13 protein-coding genes are annotated in these 21,020 nt (G+C 27.7%); 8 read left to right on the top strand and 5 right to left on the bottom strand.

The annotated features are described in order from the left end of the window. Positions 1 to 405 precede the first annotated feature (405 nt). The 5 genes from ERCISPPA3004_RS03370 (at position 406) to thiD (ending at position 5,019) form a co-directional block, all read left to right on the top strand. Positions 406 to 1,152 (top strand): HesA/MoeB/ThiF family protein, encoded by a 747-nt coding sequence (locus ERCISPPA3004_RS03370; RefSeq protein WP_157990722.1) that lies wholly within the window; start codon positions 406 to 408, stop codon positions 1,150 to 1,152. Between the two features lie 47 nt (positions 1,153 to 1,199). After that, entirely contained in the window at positions 1,200 to 1,403 is a 204-nt protein-coding gene (gene thiS, locus ERCISPPA3004_RS03365) for a sulfur carrier protein ThiS (RefSeq protein ID WP_157990723.1), read from the top strand. Positions 1,404 to 1,406: 3 nt separating this feature from the next. Next, on the top strand, positions 1,407 to 2,213 hold the full coding sequence (locus tag ERCISPPA3004_RS03360) for a thiazole synthase (protein ID WP_157990721.1): 807 nt from the start codon (positions 1,407 to 1,409) through the stop codon (positions 2,211 to 2,213). Beyond that, positions 2,197 to 3,351, top strand: coding sequence for a 2-iminoacetate synthase ThiH (gene thiH, locus ERCISPPA3004_RS03355; RefSeq protein ID WP_157990720.1), 1,155 nt, complete (start codon positions 2,197 to 2,199; stop codon positions 3,349 to 3,351). Before ERCISPPA3004_RS03360 ends, thiH begins: the two co-directional genes overlap by 17 nt. 861 nt (positions 3,352 to 4,212) lie before the next feature. After that, entirely contained in the window at positions 4,213 to 5,019 is an 807-nt protein-coding gene (gene thiD, locus ERCISPPA3004_RS03350; protein WP_157990719.1) for a bifunctional hydroxymethylpyrimidine kinase/phosphomethylpyrimidine kinase, read from the top strand. A 1,631-nt stretch (positions 5,020 to 6,650) separates the two neighbouring features. Here the strand turns inward: thiD and ERCISPPA3004_RS03345 are convergent. After that, positions 6,651 to 7,835 carry a NupC/NupG family nucleoside CNT transporter gene (locus ERCISPPA3004_RS03345; protein ID WP_157990718.1) on the bottom strand — a complete coding sequence of 395 codons (1,185 nt, stop codon included), beginning with the start codon at positions 7,833 to 7,835 and terminating at the stop codon, positions 6,651 to 6,653. Positions 7,836 to 7,940: 105 nt separating this feature from the next. Further along, positions 7,941 to 9,233, bottom strand: coding sequence for an adenosylmethionine--8-amino-7-oxononanoate transaminase (gene bioA, locus ERCISPPA3004_RS03340; RefSeq protein WP_157990717.1), 1,293 nt, complete (start codon positions 9,231 to 9,233; stop codon positions 7,941 to 7,943). Positions 9,234 to 9,374: 141 nt separating this feature from the next. On the opposite strand from bioA, the gene bioB reads away from it, so the two are divergent. Beyond that, positions 9,375 to 10,412, top strand: coding sequence for a biotin synthase BioB (gene bioB / locus ERCISPPA3004_RS03335; protein ID WP_157990716.1), 1,038 nt, complete (start codon positions 9,375 to 9,377; stop codon positions 10,410 to 10,412). 2,195 nt (positions 10,413 to 12,607) lie between these two features. Here the strand turns inward: bioB and gpmA are convergent. Both gpmA and ERCISPPA3004_RS03325 read right to left on the bottom strand, forming a co-directional pair. Then, entirely contained in the window at positions 12,608 to 13,309 is a 702-nt protein-coding gene (gpmA, locus tag ERCISPPA3004_RS03330) for a 2,3-diphosphoglycerate-dependent phosphoglycerate mutase (protein ID WP_157990715.1), read from the bottom strand. 489 nt (positions 13,310 to 13,798) lie between these two features. Next, positions 13,799 to 14,851: an FAD:protein FMN transferase gene (locus tag ERCISPPA3004_RS03325; RefSeq protein WP_157990714.1), complete on the bottom strand. Its 1,053-nt coding sequence runs from the start codon at positions 14,849 to 14,851 to the stop codon at positions 13,799 to 13,801. Between the two features lie 700 nt (positions 14,852 to 15,551). Between ERCISPPA3004_RS03325 and ERCISPPA3004_RS03320 the strand changes: the two genes are divergently transcribed. Further along, positions 15,552 to 16,046 (top strand): Hsp20 family protein, encoded by a 495-nt coding sequence (locus tag ERCISPPA3004_RS03320; RefSeq protein ID WP_157990713.1) that lies wholly within the window; start codon positions 15,552 to 15,554, stop codon positions 16,044 to 16,046. 2,061 nt (positions 16,047 to 18,107) lie between these two features. Here ERCISPPA3004_RS03320 and ERCISPPA3004_RS03315 read toward each other — a convergent pair. Next, positions 18,108 to 18,659: a phospholipase D family nuclease gene (locus ERCISPPA3004_RS03315; RefSeq protein ID WP_157990712.1), complete on the bottom strand. Its 552-nt coding sequence runs from the start codon at positions 18,657 to 18,659 to the stop codon at positions 18,108 to 18,110. Between the two features lie 1,285 nt (positions 18,660 to 19,944). On the opposite strand from ERCISPPA3004_RS03315, the gene thiE reads away from it, so the two are divergent. After that, complete coding sequence (gene thiE, locus ERCISPPA3004_RS03310) at positions 19,945 to 20,583, top strand: thiamine phosphate synthase (protein WP_157990711.1); 639 nt, start codon at positions 19,945 to 19,947, stop codon at positions 20,581 to 20,583. Positions 20,584 to 21,020: the final 437 nt, after the last annotated feature.

Here is a 21,020-nt window from a genome sequence, read left to right as displayed (position 1 = left end):
GTCTGCTGCGACATACTCAATAACTAACCAATTTAGATATAGAGATCTCCGATATATTAATATAATATTTAAAAACAGGTTCACATTAAAATCCTAATAGTCATAGACAATATACTAAATAATTCTTGCTATCTAAAGCGATAGATTACCTTATATATTGGCATCTATAATAAAAATCATCTTAATACGAGCATTGATCAAGAGTCTTAACAGCTTTACCTATAGTTATATTTTTTACATAACGAATAAGGTATCAGCTGATCTGTAAGGTTTTATAGCATTAATAAGGCACCTGTAATAATAGATCCTTATTCTAAAAAGTGAAGTAAAATGTTATGAGAGATGGACAAATAATGCAAAACGATATCTAAAATATTATACTTTATTGGCAATTTCAGAGGGCTCATGCTTAACGATCAGGATTTTTTACGCTATAGCAGGCAATTATTATTAGGTGAGGTGAACACTGAAGGACAAGAAAAACTGAAGTATGCCACGGTTTTATTATGTGGCCTTGGAGGATTAGGTTCACCAGCGGCTTTATATTTAGCAGCGGCTGGTGTAGGTACATTAATTTTAGCTGATTATGATCTGTTACAGATTTCTAATTTACAGCGTCAAATTCTCTATAAAACAAGCGAAATCGGTCAGTTAAAAGCAGAGATAGCAACGCAAAGCCTAACTGCGCTTAACCCTAATCTTCTCTATATATCGTTACCACATAAGTTAGAGGGGACATGGCTAAAGCAATCAGTTTCAGACGCAGATTTAGTTCTGGACTGTAGTGATAACATGATGACCCGTCATGCTATTAATGCTGCCTGTATCCAGTTTAATAAGCCATTAATTAGTGCCAGCGCAATAGGTTTTAATGGTCAGATATTAGTCATTTCTCCTCCTTGGAAGTACGGTTGTTATGCTTGTTTGTTTCCATCAAAACAAGAAAAACAATATAATTGTCGTAATTCCGGAGTACTAGGTCCATTAGTAGGGGTAATGGGTAGTTTACAGGCATTAGAGGCTATCAAACTTCTATGTGGTATATCAACGTCATCTACCGGAAAACTACATCTCTTTGATGGAGTGTTATTAAAATGGCGAACCTTGCGTCTTAGTCGGAATACTCATTGCCAAATATGCTCAGTGAGTTAAAACACAAACACTATACTAGTTTTCCGATACTCAAGGAGACCAATGTGATCAAGATTACCTTTAACAACCATTCTCTGGAGCTTCAAAATTCGCTTTCCATCACAGAGTTTCTCTCGAGCCAATTTTATAAGAGTAGCGCTGGAATGGCACTCGCACTAAATCAAACTGTGATTCCAAAACAAAATTGGCCGGATTATCAAATAAAAGACGGTGATGATATTCTTTTGTTCCAAGCGATCGCTGGAGGTTGAGTTATGCTCACTATTGCTGGTATTTCATTTCGATCTCGATTATTCACCGGAACAGGTAAATTTAGTAGCACCGAATTAATGCTAGAGGCTATTTCTGTATCAGGAAGCGAACTAGTTACCTTAGCTATGCGTCGAGTAGATATACATGATAATAGTAATGATGCTTTACTACAAGGACTTCTAAAAGCTGGCGTCCGCTTACTACCAAATACATCAGGTGTAAAAACTGCTGAAGAAGCCTTATTTGCAGCTAGAGTAGCACGAGAGGCATTACAGACAAACTGGATTAAACTTGAAATTCATCCAGACATTCAGTATCTATTACCTGATCCAATAGAGACTCTAAAAGCGGCAGAGCGACTGGTAAAAGAGGGGTTTATAGTTTTACCTTATTGCAGTGCTGATCCCGTTTTATGCCGACATCTTACTGAGGTAGGTTGTTCAGCAGTAATGCCTCTAGGGTCACCGATAGGATCTAATCAAGGTCTAAAGACCCGTGATTTCTTACAAATTATTATTGAGCAAGCTCAAGTACCAGTTATAATTGATGCTGGCATTGGTAGCCCAAGTCAAGCATTAGAGGCTCTGGAATTAGGCGCAGATGCAATTCTTGTAAATACTGCAATTGCCGTATCAAGAGATCCTGTTGCCATGGCTAATGCTTTTCGATTAGCGACAGAAGCTGGTGAGTTATCTAGAAAAGCAGGTTTAGCGTCACGCTATTTCCAGGCGAGACCTACAAGTCCACTAACCAGTTTTTTGAGTTCTCTGTCAACATCGGGAGGACGATGTAATGGAGACCTTTTCTAAAAAGCTAAAAGAAATACAATGGGATGTAATCAGTTCACGTATACACAAGCAAACTGTACAAGATGTAGAACGAGCGCTAATGCTGGAAAATCTTGGCTTACAGGAAATGATGGCGCTATTATCACCAACAGGTGTTCATTATTTAGAATCTATCGCCCAACGAGCTTACACAATTACTAGACAGCGTTTTGGAAATACTGTCACTTTTTATTTACCACTGTATTTATCTAATCTTTGTTCTAATGATTGTACTTATTGTGGATTTTCAATGAAAAATCGCATACGGCGCAAAATTCTTGGTAGACAGGAAATCATTAGAGAATGCGAAGCTATTCATGCTCAAGGAATTAATCATCTTCTACTGGTTACAGGTGAACACCAAGCTAAAGTAGGTATAGAGTACTTTCGGCGTTATGTGCCATTAATTAGAAAATATTGCAGTTCTTTGATAATGGAAGTTCAACCAATGCTGCAAGAAGATTACGAAGAGTTGATAGCGCTTGGTTTAGATGGTGTTTTAGTATATCAAGAAACATACCATACACAAACTTATAGTCATCATCACCTCTACGGTAAAAAACAAGATTTTTTATGGCGACTAGAAACTCCAGATCGTCTAGCTCGTTCTGGGGTAGATAAGATAGGTTTAGGAATACTAATAGGGTTGTCAGATGATTGGCGAACAGATTGTTATATACTAGCTAAACACTTGCTCTATCTTCGTAAAACTTACTGGAAAAGCCGTTACTCTTTATCATTTCCTCGATTACGACCCTTTACTGGTAGCGTCTTAGACTCTTCATCTACAATGGGTGAAGCTGAGCTTCTTCAAGTTATGTGCGCATTTCGTCTTTTAGTACCAGAAGTTGAGATCTCCCTATCAACCAGAGAATCACCATACTTCCGTGATCACACAATTCCAATTGTGGTGAATAACATTAGTGCTGGATCTAAAACTCAACCAGGAGGTTATACTAATAATCAATCAGAATTAGAGCAATTTCTTCCACATGATAACCGTTCTCCGAAAGAGATGGCAAAAGTACTTCGGTTATCTGGTCTACAACCTGTATGGAAGGACTGGGACCCCTATCTTGGTCATTCAATTTCATGTTTATCGATAAAACAAAATATATAATAACCAATAGTTAAAAATAAAATAATAAAAGTCTCCTTATTCTCTTTTAAATAATTGACTATTATCAACATAGCTATAAGTAGATGTAGATATATAAAAATATACTGACTAAAATAATAAGCTATATTTTACTGTTATTGACCGTATACATAATAAGTTCTTAATCAATATTTTATTTTTGAAAGAAACATGAGTAAAGATAGATTTTCGTAAAGTTAGAAAATAATATTAAGCAGATACTATGGCATATTATAAGTTTTATTAGTATTTATATACCATGATGGATAGTGAAAGATAAAATATAATATACTCTAATTTCATAGACTTATGATTTGTTATTTTCTTATAGAGAAAATGATATATGTAACTATTACATTAATTTTTAATTAAGCACTTCATGATGGCTATACTAAAAACCCCTTACAAACATTATCTAATATAAAATAGTGCTATTTTTATATAATATTACAATCTACTAGTGATACTTAGCACATTGTTTATATTCTAGAAGTTTACTTTTAAAACTTACTTCAATAAGTAAATGATTGAGCTATAATTATTTTAAGTATTTAAAAATAAAATAATATAACATCCTAACTTAGGATTGGCACAATCTTACCATATATTCAGTTATAACAATTCCAGTAATCCTGATAGTCATATCAGGCATTTATTATCGAAAATCATAGTATTTATATGGTAATCACCGATACTAAAATCGTTATATATAAAAAATAGTTAACGCTAGTCTATAATTAATATTATTAAAATCTTTTATATATATTGCCTAGTCGTTATAAAAATTATACTGATAATAATTTACAATGTAGCGACTCATTCATGTAAGAGCTTAGATAAGTCATGAGTAATAAAACGTATAATGTTTTGAGCATTGCTGGTACTGACCCTAGCGGAGGAGCTGGTATTCAAGCAGATTTAAAAACTTTCTCAGCATTAGGTGTCTATGGTGCAACAGTAATTACTGCTATTCTGGCACAAAATACTCAGGGCGTACAATCAATTTATCCGGTAAGTGATCAATGCGTATCAGCCCAATTAGACTCAGTTCTAAGCGATTTATACATCCATAGCGTAAAAATTGGTATGCTGAATCAAGCTAAGATTATTGGCGTAATAGCTAAGAAATTAATAGAATATCCTATTCCTTGGGTAGTCCTAGATACAGTTATGATAGCTAAAAGTGGTGACATATTGTTAGATAAAGATGCTATAATTACACTACGAGAGATACTATTACCATTAGTATCAATAATAACCCCAAACTTGCTAGAGGCAGCAACACTACTTGGCTGTAATATAGCTAAAAATGAAACTCAAATGCGTCAACAGGGCCGAAAACTACTCGAACTTGGTTGTGAAGCGATAGTAATTAAAGGAGGTCATCTTATGGGGTTATCAAGTCCTGACTGGCTCATCACTGCAAATCAAGAATGGTGCTTTAGGACTCCAAGAATAAACACTCTACATACTCATGGTACAGGATGTACTTTATCAGCTGCCTTAGCAGCTAAGCAGCCATTTTATAAAGACTGGTCGAAAACCTTAAAATTTTCTAAAGAATGGATCCAAAAAGCGCTCATATATGGAAAAAATTTATCTGTAGGAAAAGGTATCGGACCTGTACATCATTTTCATGAGTGGTGGTAATGAAGTATCATACAAATACAACCTTGATTTAGAAAGATTATCCCGGATAATAACCTTATCTATAGTGAATATATCTGCTTCTATTTTCTTTATGATCTATCTCGCTAATAATATTTATTATGACTTTTAAATTCTTTTATTCTCTTGAAATCTTAATCTCCTAATGTACTGTTTATACTTTTCATGTTTAAACGATAGTTAACTAAGAATACTACCCCCTCAAATTAGGCGTATAATCTTTATGATTAGGTAAAAATTATTGCAGGATACAGATAAACAAGCTTACTAAGTGCTTTGAATAATAAACATTAATGAAAATTTATATTTAAGTTTTTATTAAATTTTTATGTTTTGATAGGCAAATAAGACTTTTACATCTATATAGTAATCTTAAAAAGATTTTTAGTAAGTTACTATTAATAATAAAATTCTTAATAATATTATATTTTGCATCTAAACTTATTCGATTGCTCCGATAATCGTAAAAATAAATCAAAGACCTAATATTTACATAATCAAATTATTGATTTTTCATAATGGATTATAGAAAAAAGATTTTTAATCAGAGAAGGCATTACGTTATTGGATATGTATAATAAAGAATAATATAAAACCTATTATAATAGATGAATAGATCATCTTTTACGTTTGACGAAAATGATACTAAAAGTACTGTAAATTATGTTAATTTTCTAATTCTTTTCATATGCTAATAATTCAAATATAAGGTATATTTAAAAGACGTATTCATAAAATTAACTCTTAAAAGATGAACTATTCGAGTAGATCAACAGCAAATAATATAGTTATATGTTGCAATATTGTATATGACATAGATAATATCCATGCATAAAGGTAGTTTTATGCCTGGTAATTTTAAAAATTTATAAAATATATAAAAATATTCTATATAAGAAAGAAACTGATTATCAAAAGTCCACGGATATTGCTAAAGAATGAATACTCTAAAAATCCACAACCTTTCATGATATATCAGAATAAGATACTCTTAGATCTGATCTTTTAGAGATCGGGGGGGTGATAATTAATAAACTGAGGTAAATTATTCTTAGAAGACTGAATTATTTAAAATTTTTTAAAAAATCTTTATATTAATAATATAACATTACACTATATAAATAGTATTTAGTATAGTCACTTGGACTATTATATATGATCTTAACTTTTTTAAAGAAAAAATTATCTTATATAGACCTGCATAATGTCCTAAAGAGAGTCTGCATCGCTTATATCTACCATAAGGTGTCACACTATTCACTATCTATCATGCTACTATAATAATAAAATTATTATAGTACAAACCGCATAAGCGAAGTATATTCATCAAAGGTCTGTCTTGTTGATAGAAAAATAATTTAAGATTTTCCGTATAATGACTAAAATAGCCGAATAATATGTATTATAAGAAGAACTAATCTGATCATTGAGTATTTTTATTTAGTATCATAGTTACTATGATATTAATAAGTAGATATTTGTAATAAGATTCCTGAAGCATTTGGCGATTTGGAATAACATATTCAGTAATATTGCTGAATATAGATATAGAATTACGAAAATATCTTTATGGATAAAAATAACTATACATGAAAAATATCCTATATTATATATTATAGAACTAATCCTGTAATAGTAGCTGATAAGAGACTAACTAAAGTAGCAGTATACAGTAACTTCCAACCAAAACAAGACACTATATTACCTTGTTTTTCATTTAAACTTTTAATAGAACCCGTAATAATACCAATAGATGAAAAATTAGCAAATGATACTAAAAAAACTGACAAGATCCCTTCTGTATGAGCAGATAATGTTCTAACAATTTTTTGTAAATCAATCATCGCTATAAATTCATTAGAAACTAGTTTGGTCGCCATAATACTTCCTACACATAGCGCCTCATTACTTGGGACACCAATAATCCAAGCAAGTGGGAAAAACACATAGCCCAGAATACCTTGAAAACTAATTCCCAATAGAAACTCACATAAAGCATTCACACCAGATATTAACGCGATAAAACCAATTAGCATTGCTGCGACAATCACTATAACTTTGAATCCAGCTAAAATGTACTCACTGAGCATCTCAAAAAAACTTAGTCTTATATGACTATTATCTAAATTGAGGTCTTCTGTATTATTAACACGGTAAGGATTAATTAATAATAAAATTATAAAAGTACTGAACATGTTAAGCACTAATGCTGTTACAACATACTTAGGCTGCAAGAGAGTCATGTATGCTCCAACAATAGAGATAGATACAGTCGACATAGAAGTTGTCGCCATTGTATATATTCGACGTTCTGAAATTTGACCAAGAATATTCTTATACATAATAAAATTTTCTGACTGACCAAGCATCAGTGAACTAATTGCATTAAAGGATTCTAGTTTACCCATACCATTAATTTTTGATAATACAGTACCAATTAAACAAATAAGGACTGGCAATATACGAAAATATTGAAGAATACCAATAAGTGCGGAAATAAATACGATCGGACATAACACATCAAGCCAAAAAAATGCCAATCCCTTATCGCTCATATTTCCAAAGACAAAATTAGTTCCATGTGCTGCATATTTCAGTAATTTTTCAAAAAAAACTGAAAATCCTGTAATAAAACTTAAACCTGATGTTGCGTGAAGAAAAAACCATCCAAAAATTATCTCCATTACTAGTAACTGTATAACGTACCGAATACGTATCTCTTTATAATTATAGCTTGCTAGCAAGGCCAGTAAGAGAATGATGATCAATCCTAACAAAAAGTGAAGAATGCGAGACATGTATATGTTCTACCATTAACGGGTATATTTATGATATCTTCTATATTAATTATAATGAACTAACGTTCAAGAATTCATACAAAATGATCTATTGAGTTAATATAGTTAAGAGTAGGAAAAGTTTTCTGGTTGATCTAATGACGTAGAAATAGCATCAATAAGTATTGTAAGAGCTTTTGCAGAAATAATATATGGCGGTATTAAATAAATAAGATTACCAAAAGGTCGGATCCATACACCGTGCTCTACAAACCAATGTTGTAGTTGTGCTATATTGACTGTTTGCATAATTTCTACTACTCCAATAGCGCCAAGCACCCGAACATCAGAAACCCTTGGATGGTTAATTAAAGGTGATAACTCTTTATTCAGCTGGGAGGCAATTGTTTCGACTCTTTGACGCCAACTTTCATCCTCAAGCAATGATAAACTAGCATTGGCAGCAGCACATGCTAGTGGATTTGCCATAAAAGTTGGACCGTGCATAAAACAACCTACTGCACTATCACTAATAGTGTCTGCTATGCGACGGATGGTAAGTGTCGCAGAAAGAGTCATCATTCCTCCTGTTAAGGCCTTACCGAGACACAAAATGTCTGGCGTGATATCAGCATGATGACATGCCAGCCATTTTCCAGTGCGCCCAAAACCAGTTGCTATTTCATCTGCAATTAATAAGATACCATATCGATCACATAAAGCTCGGGCTACGCGAAGATATTCAGGATGATAAAAGCGCATTCCGCCAGCTCCTTGGACAATTGGTTCCATAATAACTGCTGCTATCGTCTGATGATGATTAGAAAATAGTGCAGAGAAAGATGCCTCATCGCCTGGCTCCCATGATTCTCTAAAACTACGTTTTGGTGCCTCAATAAAGCGATTAGATGGAAGGTACCTGTGATATATGCTATGCATAGAATTTTCAGGGTCACAGACTGCCATTGCGCCGCAGGTGTCGCCGTGATAACCATGACGTAAAGCAAGAAATTCATGACGTGGATAACCGCTTGCCTGCCAATACTGCAGTGCCATTTTAATAGCTACCTCTATAGCTACTGATCCAGAATCAGCTAAAAAAACACACTCTAATCCAGAGGGCATTAATGTTACTAATCGACGACATAATTCTACCGCAGGTGGATGTGTAATGCCACCAAACATAACATGTGACATTCGACTTATTTGATTCTTCATCGCTTGATTAATCACTGGATGATTATACCCATGAATTGCCCCCCACCACGAGGACATACCATCTACTAATCGACGACCATCTTTAAGGGTTAATTCATAACCATCAGCAGAAACAACTAGATAAGTAGGTAATGGATGAGTCATAGATGTGTAAGGATGCCAAATATGTCGCTTATCAAAATCGAGGTCATCAGGCTGCATGAATATGTCCTATCGAATATAGGTAATTAGTATGCATTGAAGGATCCTATCAAATAAAATTGAAATACATTGTAGACAGTGTAGTGACAAACTCTATACTTACAACTATCTATTCTCTTACATATTACCTGGGTAACTATTATGCCAACTTTTCAACCCTGGACTTTAAAGAAATCTAGAGCGCTATTTGATAAACCTTTTCTTGATTTACTCTTCAATGCCCAGGAAGTACATCGAAAATATTTTAAACCTGGTGAGATTCAAGTTAGCACACTCCTATCCATTAAAACAGGAGCCTGTCCAGAGGATTGCAAGTATTGTCCGCAAAGTGCTCGACATAGCACCAATATAGATAGCGAACAACTGATACAGGTAGACAAAGTGCTTGATGCTGCCAGAAAGGCACGTGATTCCGGTTCAACACGTTTTTGCATGGGGGCAGCTTGGAAAAATCCATATGATCGTGATCTTCCTGTTCTTGAGAAAATGATCAGAGGTGTAAAAGCACTAGGACTGGAAACATGCATGACATTAGGAATGCTGAATGATCGACAGGCAAATCGTTTAGCAGAAGCTGGATTAGATTTTTATAACCATAACCTGGATACCTCTCCAGAATTTTATTCTAGCATTGTAACTACTAGAAGTTACCAAGATAGGCTAGATACACTTAGTGCAATTCGTCAAGCAGGTATAAAAGTGTGCTCTGGGGGAATTATTGGTTTAGGTGAAACTATTGATGACCGTGCAGGATTACTAGTTCAATTAGCTAATTTGCCGGAACCACCAGAAAGTGTTCCAATTAATATGTTGGTAAAGGTACATGGAACGCCTCTCTCTAATATTGAAGAAGTAGAACCATTTGATTTTATCCGAACTATTGCAGTAGCACGTATAATGATGCCACGATCTTATGTTCGTCTATCTGCTGGGCGAGAAAAAATGAATGATCAGACACAGGCGCTATGTTTTATGGCTGGCACTAATTCTATTTTTTATGGTTGTAAGTTGCTTACAACACCTAACCCGGAAGAAGATCGTGATATCTCTCTTTTTAATAAATTAGGTCTTACTATTCAATGTGTCTCTACTTCTAAAAGTGATGCTGAAGATATAAATGAACTTACCAAGAAGGTGATACCTGTCAATACTGCGCAGTACTATAATGCTGCAGATTAATAATGCTTGGAATTTCTATCGAGTACAGAAGTGCAATTTTAAATTACTTCCCATACTAAAACTATATATTAATACTAGGTAAAATCAATACTTCAAGCTTTTTTATATTTTTAAGATGATAGAATATTATGTGGATATCTAGTAATGCTTATCTATAAAGACAGATAATCTTTAGATTTTAAAATAGAACGATTTATTATATTATATGAGATATATAATTATTTTTATGAAGTAGTCAATAGACTATTGCTATATATATTAAAAGAAAAACTCTGATAGTTGATTTTTATGCAAGAAGTATATTATAAGGTTTACTAATGGATTATTGTTTAAACACTATGAGAGATATATAATACAGTCCATGCTATAGATAGTATATCTATAGGTTATAGATCTATTGTTATATTATAAGATTAAACTCATTCCTTAAATTTTTACTCTCTTATTAAATATTTTAGCATATACCAATAATGTATGTCAGATGGTAATATGTGCGCATTATAAGAAGATTTATATATTATATATATGCTATAAATTGTATTTACATACTACCTTTATCCTCTTAAAAAAGATAATAATAAAAATATTATCTAATACTTGATTATTGAAGTATTTTAATATATTATAATTTTGAATACGTACACTAACGATTCGCAAAACCCTGATAGTGAAGTCTGCCAAGATAATTACCCTATCAGGGTTTTTGCATTTTATAAGAAAGGATTAAATATTCTGTTTTTCTTTTTTTTTCTGCAGAAATATCTTGACTAAGGTGAGAAATTTAAAAACACGATGTAATGGTTTGTATAGAATCACGTAATCTAAAAATAGAAAATATATATCTATTTTCAATCTTTTGCTTACTATATTTTTCTTACTATATATTGAAGTTAATTTATTATTTAGTAAAAATTATATAAGATTATCTGATATCAAATGATAGAACGATCGAATTATCAGGCAAAGTACTAATTTATCTAATGCAAATCAGTGTAGATGTATATATTTTTACGAAGATAAGATCCAATAGTATAATAATGTTCTTCACATTCTACCTTCATCTTTAAAGTATTCTGTTTTTATAAATCAAATAAGAATAGTGTATGATAATACAATCATATATCTCTGTATATTGTCTATATATGAATACTTCAAAATAAAGTAAATTATTGTCTAATTAAAAATTACACTAAAGCTTTCATCGTATTTTATGTGATATATGTACTAGTTAAACTTGTTAAAATTAATAGGTTTTTTCATGTTTATGATTTGCATATATTTTTATTCTTGCATTTAATTGTATACGAGATATATATTTTTATGTCTATAGATCGGCACGAGTCAATACTCGTACATAAAAATAAATATAAGTGTAATGAATATTACAATTATTAATTGTAATGAAAAGATTTGAGCGTGATAATACTGTTATATATAAAAAACATTTTACGAATTTTTTTCATACCCTTTATAATACTAAGAATTTTTTTACTTAACATTAAAAATAATTAGTATTTTTAGACAATTGAAAATATATTTTTATAAAATTTTTTATTTTAGCTATATTTACAATACTTTTAATTATGTGATCGATATCACATAACTTGATTAATATTTAGAAAATTTAATATATATAGTGTATAAAGAAATAAAAATTATAGATTATTCAATTTAGTTTTAAAAAATTTATGAAAGATTTATTTATAATAGAATTATATATACAATAATATTGTTGTAGTAAAAATATTTTTGAAGTCAGAATTGATAGGATTATCCAATCAGATTATACTCAGTCAACAATATAATCATCTCTAATATCCCATTCTGATGTTAGAAATAACTAATTTAAAGAAATGAAATTATTGATGATGATTATCATGTATAGACAAAGCAAACATAATTAGGTTGTAAATGTTATTTTTAAAATTTATTATATATATGAATATACGAAAATAATAAGACAATATTATATGGTGATAATTTTTGAAAAATTATAATAGTTTTGGTGTAATTATTATGAATCAATAAAAATAAATGTTTTTTGGAAAAATTAAAAACTATTCATTTTAATCTTTCTTAATGATTCTATATGAAATTATTTTTCTCATGTATGAGAATTTTAAAAAAAACACTTTTAACTGTAATTTTTTCTTATTTTTGATTGAATTAATGCTTATGTTCTTAGATTATTTTTATTAAACGGTATTGAGCCAATAGTGTTTTATAGGATTAAAATCCTCATTAAACTCATATACTAATGGAATGGCAGTTGGTATATTGAGTTTTAGAATTTCCTCTTCGCAAATATTGTCTAGATATGTTATTAATGCACGAAGAGAGTTTCCATGCGCAGAAATAATAATTTTTTTACCATTCTTTATTTGTGGAAAAATTGATTCATTCCAGTAAGGTAATACTCGATTCATGGTCATTTTTAAACTTTCAGCAACAGGAAGTTGTTCATTCGTTAATAAAGAATAACGCGGGTCGTGACCAGGAAAACGTTTGTCAATACGGTCAAGAGCAGGTGGAACAGAAGTGAGACTACGACGCCATTTTTGAACCTGTATATTACCATATGTTATAGCGATTTTAGTTTTATCCATGCCTTGCAGAGCACCATAATGACGTTCGTTCAAACACCATGTTTTCTCTATTGGCAGCCATGCTTGATCTATTTCATCTAGCACAAACCATATAGTATGTATAGCACGTTTTAAAAGTGAAGTGTAGGCTAAATCAAAAGTAAAGCCTTTTTTTTTCAGAAGTTTACCTGCATCTTTTGCTTCTTTTTGTCCTTTCTCTGTTAAGTCAATATCATGCCATCCTGTAAAACGATTTTGTTTATTCCACTGGCTTTCTCCATGACGTATTAAGACTAATTTACTAATAGACATAAATAGGTATTCCTTTTTAGATTTTGATTTAAAATGGTTCTTTTAAAACTAATACTATATTTTAATATAGAATATAGTATTAGTTTTAAATTGATTATCAAATAAAAGTTTCTGTAAAAGATTAAATACTATTATTTGTAAATTAAGCAGTTATATAGATAATTTCATTTATATAAATAAAAAATCTGATGTATTTAGCAACATATAAATAAAAATTATTAAGAAATAGTGATAAGTTATACGTACTTTAAAAATTATAACATGGAAGAATAAAGTATTATATTTTATACTTTTAGTAATTATTTATAATTTTATATTATCAATTTTATATTAGTAAAATTATTTCAATCTACTGAGCAATTTTGATACTATAATATCTATTAATGCCATCAGCTTTCAAAAGCAGATATGTTGGACTAAGTTCAATTTTTCTAAAAACTATTAAAATGTTTTTTTAATTAAAAAAATAGAACATTTAGAATACATCAGTTAAGAGATAATTTTAGAAGATTGAATAAAAGCAAAAAATTTAGGAGAGGCCCAAGAAGTAAATTTATCACCATTCTGAGAAATTAAGTATACTGCTTTCTTATATTTTTGAGCTAATTCTTTAGCTTGGTCTATATCTAATATGAGAAGGCCACTATCCCAGCAATCCGCTTCTAATGCAGTGCTGGCAATAACAGAAACTGATACAAGAGTATTTTGTGTAGGCCATCCAGTAACTGGATTAATTAAATGTGAAAATCGTTTTCCATTTATTTCATAATAATTACGATAGGTTCCAGCAGTGCTGATAGCGCATTCATTTAACGTAATAATATCTTGTACAGAATTTTCTAAATCTGTTGGTTTTTGTATACCCACTTTCCACGTTTTATACTTACTTTTTTGACCGTGAGCGCGAACAGCACCACCGACTGAAACAAGGTAGTTTTTAATTCCTTCTTCTTCCATAAATTTTGCTAAATGATCAGTCGCAAAACCTTCCCCTATACTAGAGAGGTCTATAGAGATTTCTGATAAATCTTTATACAAATAAGATTGATTAGAAGTATTGATCACTTGTAAATGGTGTGCACCTGTTAAAGTGCGAGCTGTATTAATTTGCAACTCTGTTGGAAGATGAACTAAAAATCCATTAGGCCCAAAACCCCATAAATTTACAAGTGAGCCAATTGTAATATCCATTGCTCCATGCATTTGATAACCGATACGTAATGCTTGAGTGATAATGTCTGCTATTTCTTTTGTTACAAGTTGCGGATTTATACCACGATATTTATTAAATCTTGAGATTACTGAGTCATGTTTCCATGTAGATAATTGAGCGTTATCTTTATCAAGAATTTTTTGTATAGCATATTTTAAAGTGTGTTTGTTTATCGAGTTCACTCCTGAAAAGCTAACCTTCCAGTTTGTTCCCATTGTGTGGCCAGTTAATACTATTGTCTTATTGTCTAAAAAATTTTGAGAATTAACAGGGGGTATCTGTAAAAATATTAGGATACAGCCTATAAAACATTGCCATATCTTATTCATGAATAATCGCAACCTTAACGGTTATAGGTAAGATATCAAAATTATTTAAATTTTTTTGTGTATATTAATTAAACAAACATTTCATATAAGTATACATAATGTAAATATATATAATGAATTAATATTTCTTTAGATATTTTTAAATTTAATTTTTAAATTTACTCTTTATTGAAATTTTCGGTCTAATCGTAAAAATTGTTCTTTAAAAGGTGATATCAGTTATTCTAATGTCTTTTTACTCTAGTTATTATAGCAAATATTAAAATAAAATCTTATTACACTGATGTTCTTAAATAGATAAATATAAAAAAAGATTTTTTTAGATATATATAATAATAATGCTTATTACTAAGCTGTAGAGGTTGATTTATAAACTATTTTGCGCTTATTCTCACATGCATATACATTGAAAATTTTTTAGTTAATGGTGAAAATTATCTACTTAAATTACATAAAATTTTATTAGTAGCTAGAAATTTTTTTCTATAATTATTTTAGTATCAAGATTATACACAGTTTTATAATACTGCTGAGGAAAATCAAAATAACATTTATTAAAATACTTGTTATAAAAATATATACAATATATCTTTTTGTTAAATATAGAGACCTTGAAAAGATATTAATAATACCTATTATAATACTATAAGAATTATTTCATTTTAAATTCTATATTTTATATATAATACAGGAGAATATTATGACTTATCGTTCATTCTCTCTTATTCCAGCATGGAGTAATCATCTTTTATCTGATCGTTTTACACAAATGGATAATCTTTTTAGCCGCATTACAGGTGAATCTCCTGTAACAGATATGCCTGTTTATAATTTAGTTCAAAAAGACAAAGAAAATTATGAAATGACATTAAGTGTGCCTGGTTATACACCAGATGAATTAGATATTTCAGTACTCAACAATCAATTAACCTTTAGAGGTACACCAACACCTGAAAAATCAAGGGCTACTGAAGATAAAAAAAATGTTACATGGCTCCATCAAGGATTTAAGAAAAAAGAATTCTCTCTTAAATTTAATTTAGAAAATAGAATTAATATTCAAGAAGCTATTCTGGATCATGGATTATTAAAACTACAATTTACTTATGATATCCCAGAGCAAGAAAAGCCCAAAAAAATTAAAATCTCTATAGATGCCACAACACATAAGATAATAGAGCATAAAGGAAATTAATTATCAGGCTTTTATCAAGCATTACAATTAGTTTAATAAAAGCCTATTATAATAAATACATTTTCTATATTATTTTTTAATATATCGGTTATAAATAATACTTTTCATATCAAAATATATTAGCAGCGAAGAGGTTGTTTATATTTTGATTTTGACTGGAATAATTTATAAATATTTTAACAAAATTATTGTTTATATTATAATCTACAGATTAGAAAATATGATAATACAATTTTGTTTAATAATTTGTATAAATAAATAGACAAGCTGATATGATATAGATTGTATAAAAATATTTTTAGATAAATAATAATGGCTTTTAGTGTTCTTAATTAATATTTAAAGAGGTGTATCTTTTGATATACCTCTTTAAAATATTTTAATAATCCAATATTCTTTAATGTTATCTCTAAAAGTTTTTAAATATTTGCTTAGTATTTTACTATAGAGATATAATATTTTATTAGTATGTATTTTGCGATTCGCAAAACCAAGATAGTGAAATCTTCTAAGATCATCACTTATTTATTAGGGTTTTTACATATATAAAATTTCAAATGTTTTCTATTCACTTGTAATGTCTAAATCCTCTAGAAATAAATTCATGCCCCAATTATAATCATAATTATTTATTTTAAAATATAAATATATACCTTCATTGTTAATGAATAAATATTATTTTTTAGATTTAAATTAGTTTTAATTTTTTTATTTTAAAATAATTAAAGTATAACGACTTTACTAAAAAAAGTGTAACTTACTATAGGTTTATATTAACTTAAAATAATTAATAAATATTTTATATTTAAATTTTAGATATTTGTTTGTTTTTGGTAGAAAATATAATTTCTAAATTATGAGATATAAATATATAAAAATTTATTTTTAATTAAAATTTAATTGAAATTATTTTTTTATTAATTTGATGTATTCACTAATTTTATTTTTTATTTAATCAGTAATTGGTAATGCTTGAAAGTAGTGTTTGATGTAAAATAAGTAGTGTTTGATGTAAAATATTAAAACCTTCTGTTTTTATTAGAAAATTATTTATAATATTAAACGAATATAATTTATTTAGTCTAAATCAAAAAACATAAAAACTAATGTATCTTTAAAATTTATAAAATAATTATATATTAAATAATAATTTAATTATATAATAATTATATTAAAGAATTAAAAATAACATGGTATCATAAATCAAATTTATAGTAAAAAATTTAATTAACTTTAGTCATATAGATATGACAATCTTATAATTGATATCAAGTAAATGACATAGTAAAATTAGTTATTAGTTATTTACTAAAATTGTTTAATTACAGTAATTATAGTGCAATAATTATTGCAAAATAATATTTATTATATATAAATATTATAAAAAATAATAATATGTATAATTTTTTATTATTAATAACATTGTTTAATTTCTGATATTAATCTAATATTTTTAATCATTTGTAAATAATTCATTATAATAATATAATTTAATATTAACTTATAAAAATTTATAAAATTTTGGTTTTCTAGAAGAAAAAAATACTATTTAGTAAATTTCAATCAATAGTTTATTATATAAATAATAGTTTAATTTTTTTATAAATTTTATTATATAAATTTCTTTAATTATATTTATTTTTTATAAAATAGTAGTTTTTGAAAAAATTAGTATTATAGATATAATTTATTTAACAATTTTTACTTTTATTTTATATATATTTTTTTAAAAATAAATGAAAAATTTTTCTGTTTAATTTTTTATGATTATATATTTTTTAAATAATTAGGAATATTTATATATTATAAAATAATATAAAAATTTTTTAATAAAAAATATATATAATATCTTATATTTTTAGTTTTAAATTAATTTTAATAATTGTTTACTTTAATTTAATAATTATATGAAGTAATGATATTATCAGGAATCTATAAATTTTATTTAATACTATTGTTATTATTTTATTTACTAATAGATAGTATCTTATACTAGAATATTTATTCTTATAAGAGTTATTTATAACAGATAAAGACTATTTATTCTAATGACATTTAAAATTAATAGGTTGGTTTAATATCAAAAGATTCTTTCCATAAACGATTAAATTCTACCATATATTTTTCAGAAACTTTTGGACAATTACGTAAGTAAATTACATTTTCTGCATTATGTTTTACTGCGCTCTGTGTATAGTTAAAAGATCCAGTTTCAACTGAATGCCCATCAATAATAATAAATTTATTGTGCATAATAGCATATTTTTCATTTAACTTTACTGCAACGTGATGATTAATTAGAAAGGTTACAGCAGTATATTTACTGCTGTTTGACTTTTTATCAGCTACTAAACGTACATTTACACCTCGATTCTGTGCATCAACTAAAGCTAGTGCAATAGGTTTACTAGTAAAAGAGTAAGCAGCAATATCAATTGACTCATGTGCTTCTGAAATAGCTAATAAAATAATTTCTTTTGCTGTTTGTCCAGGTGAAAATCCAACCATCACATCCTGCATGTTAGCACTTGCCATAATTGTATGTAATGGTGTCATAATGAAAAAACAGGTGATTATTAAAAATAATAATTTTGCTAATTTTTTTATTTTCATAATTAAAATCCTTTTATTGCTAATAATGGATGTTTTTATATTTTTTTTAGTTAATTTTACAGTTTATAAGATTATTTAGTTTTTATTTTAGAAATTAAAAATATATAAAAGTTTTATAAAATATTTATATTATTATTTATGATTTCTGTGAATACCATCACATTTAATAAATTTCTTTTATTTATCTATTTAATTTAAAATTTATGTATTAATTATAATTTTTAATATCTTTGACAAGTAGATCACTTTATTTATTGTAACTACTGTATCTATATTACATAAATTTATTAATTATATAAATTCTTCTATCTATTCTATTAGCTAATAGTTAATAGTTGTTAAATAATGAATATTAAAATTAAGATTTATTTTATATTTTTATTTAAAAATTAATAGATCATATTAATTTTCTCATAGAATATCTGTAGATCGGTTGTGTGAATTTTAGAAAATTTACTTCTATCATAAATCTATTATTTTTTAGAAAGTTTACACGTTTATTTTTAAAAAAGATATACTATAATAGTATAGTGCAAATTATTTTAATGTTAAAATAAAACATTATATATAATATATATTATAATTATAGTTTTATAGTTAGGTATTAATATCTATAAAAAATATTTAGTTTTTTACTAAAATTTACTTTACTATGATTATCTTTTATATATATGTTATATGTCAGTATCTCGCTGACTTATTTTAAGTATATATTAATATATTTTTATATGTAAAATATTATCGGATATTGATATATATTTTTAGATATATAGATTAACATAATACTAAATTGATAATAATAATTAGGTAAACATTTCTTTAGATATAAAATCTATAAAAAATTTAAAGATACTGTATATTTAAATAAAATATTAAAATTGGTATAAATATTATGATTTTATAAAAAATTGAAGGTTAAATCATTACTCTTTAATAGAGAATAAATTGAAAATTATGATTTATTGTTAATAATATTAGTTTTATTTAATATACAATATAAAATATAAAAATTTCACTTTATTAATTTAATTATAAATAATGTTATTAATATTGTATTATTTTTATGTTTCTATTTTACAATCGTTCTGTTATTTTCATAAAATACTTGTAATTTTGTTTTATTTTATAAAATATCATTTAAAACAAAAGAATAAGTCTTAGTTTAAAAATTTATTTTTAAAAAATTTTAAATTTTACTAATTATATATATTAAAAAAACTTTTTAAAATAAAAAGTCATCTAAAGTAGATTAGAGATATTCTAGGTGAAAATTATAGGAATTAAAATGAATTTTAATAATAATTTTTTATCAGTTCCGCATCGGTTAGGTTTATATCCAGTAGTTGATTCTTTGTTATGGTTAAGGAGAATGCTAGAGTCTGGTGTAACAACTGTTCAGCTACGCTTAAAAGATAAACCGCAAGAACAATTATCTTCAGATATAAAAAGTGCAATATTTTTAGGTAGGGAATATAAAGCTCGAGTATTTATTAATGACTATTGGGAATTCGCCATCCGTTATAAAGCTTATGGTGTGCATTTAGGCCAAGAAGATATGGACAAAGCTAATTTTAGTGCTATCTGTCGTTCTGGTTTACGTATTGGGCTATCTACTCACAATGAGACAGAGTTATTACGTGCGTTGACCTGGGGTCCTTCCTACATAGCTCTTGGGCATATATTTCCCACTACTACTAAGAAGATGTCATCGCACCCTCAAGGATTATCAAAATTAAAAAATATGGTAAGTAAACTACCACATATACCAACTGTAGCTATTGGTGGTATTACTCTTGATCGGGTAGACGAAGTGTTAGCCTGTGGTGTAGGAGGTATAGCAGTTGTTAGTGCTATTACTTGCGCAAGAGATTGGCGTCAAGCAACAGCTAGTTTAAAACTAAAAATTGAAGGTTGTGAACATTAGATTGATCTTTGATATCGAATAATATCAAAATGTAAGAATATAAATAATTTTAATAGATTTTAAATATTTTTTTTAAACATACTGATTGTTATTAAAAATTTTAATATTACTAGTAGTTTACTAAAAGTTATAAGTTTATCAGCGATAGATGAACCTATGCGATATAATATGAATTTTTATTATTTTGTTTAAAACATTACTTACTGAATGTTATAAAACAATAGTTAGATTATTTTTATATAAATATTGAGTTTAAAAATGAGATTTAGTTATTAAAAATAATATCACTTCAAAATAGTAAAATTTTTAAATAAAATATTATATAAATATAAATGGTTCATATACATTTATATATATTTTGTTTTTTAGGTAAAACTTATAAGTCTTTATCAAAAAATTTTTCTCCATCTAAAATCTTATTTTTCAAAATTTAATTG

This window comes from Candidatus Erwinia haradaeae, assembly GCF_900698995.1.
In the GTDB taxonomy this organism is placed as follows: domain Bacteria; phylum Pseudomonadota; class Gammaproteobacteria; order Enterobacterales; family Enterobacteriaceae; genus Erwinia_E; species Erwinia_E haradaeae_C.
This window is presented reverse-complemented; position numbering and strand designations above follow the sequence as displayed.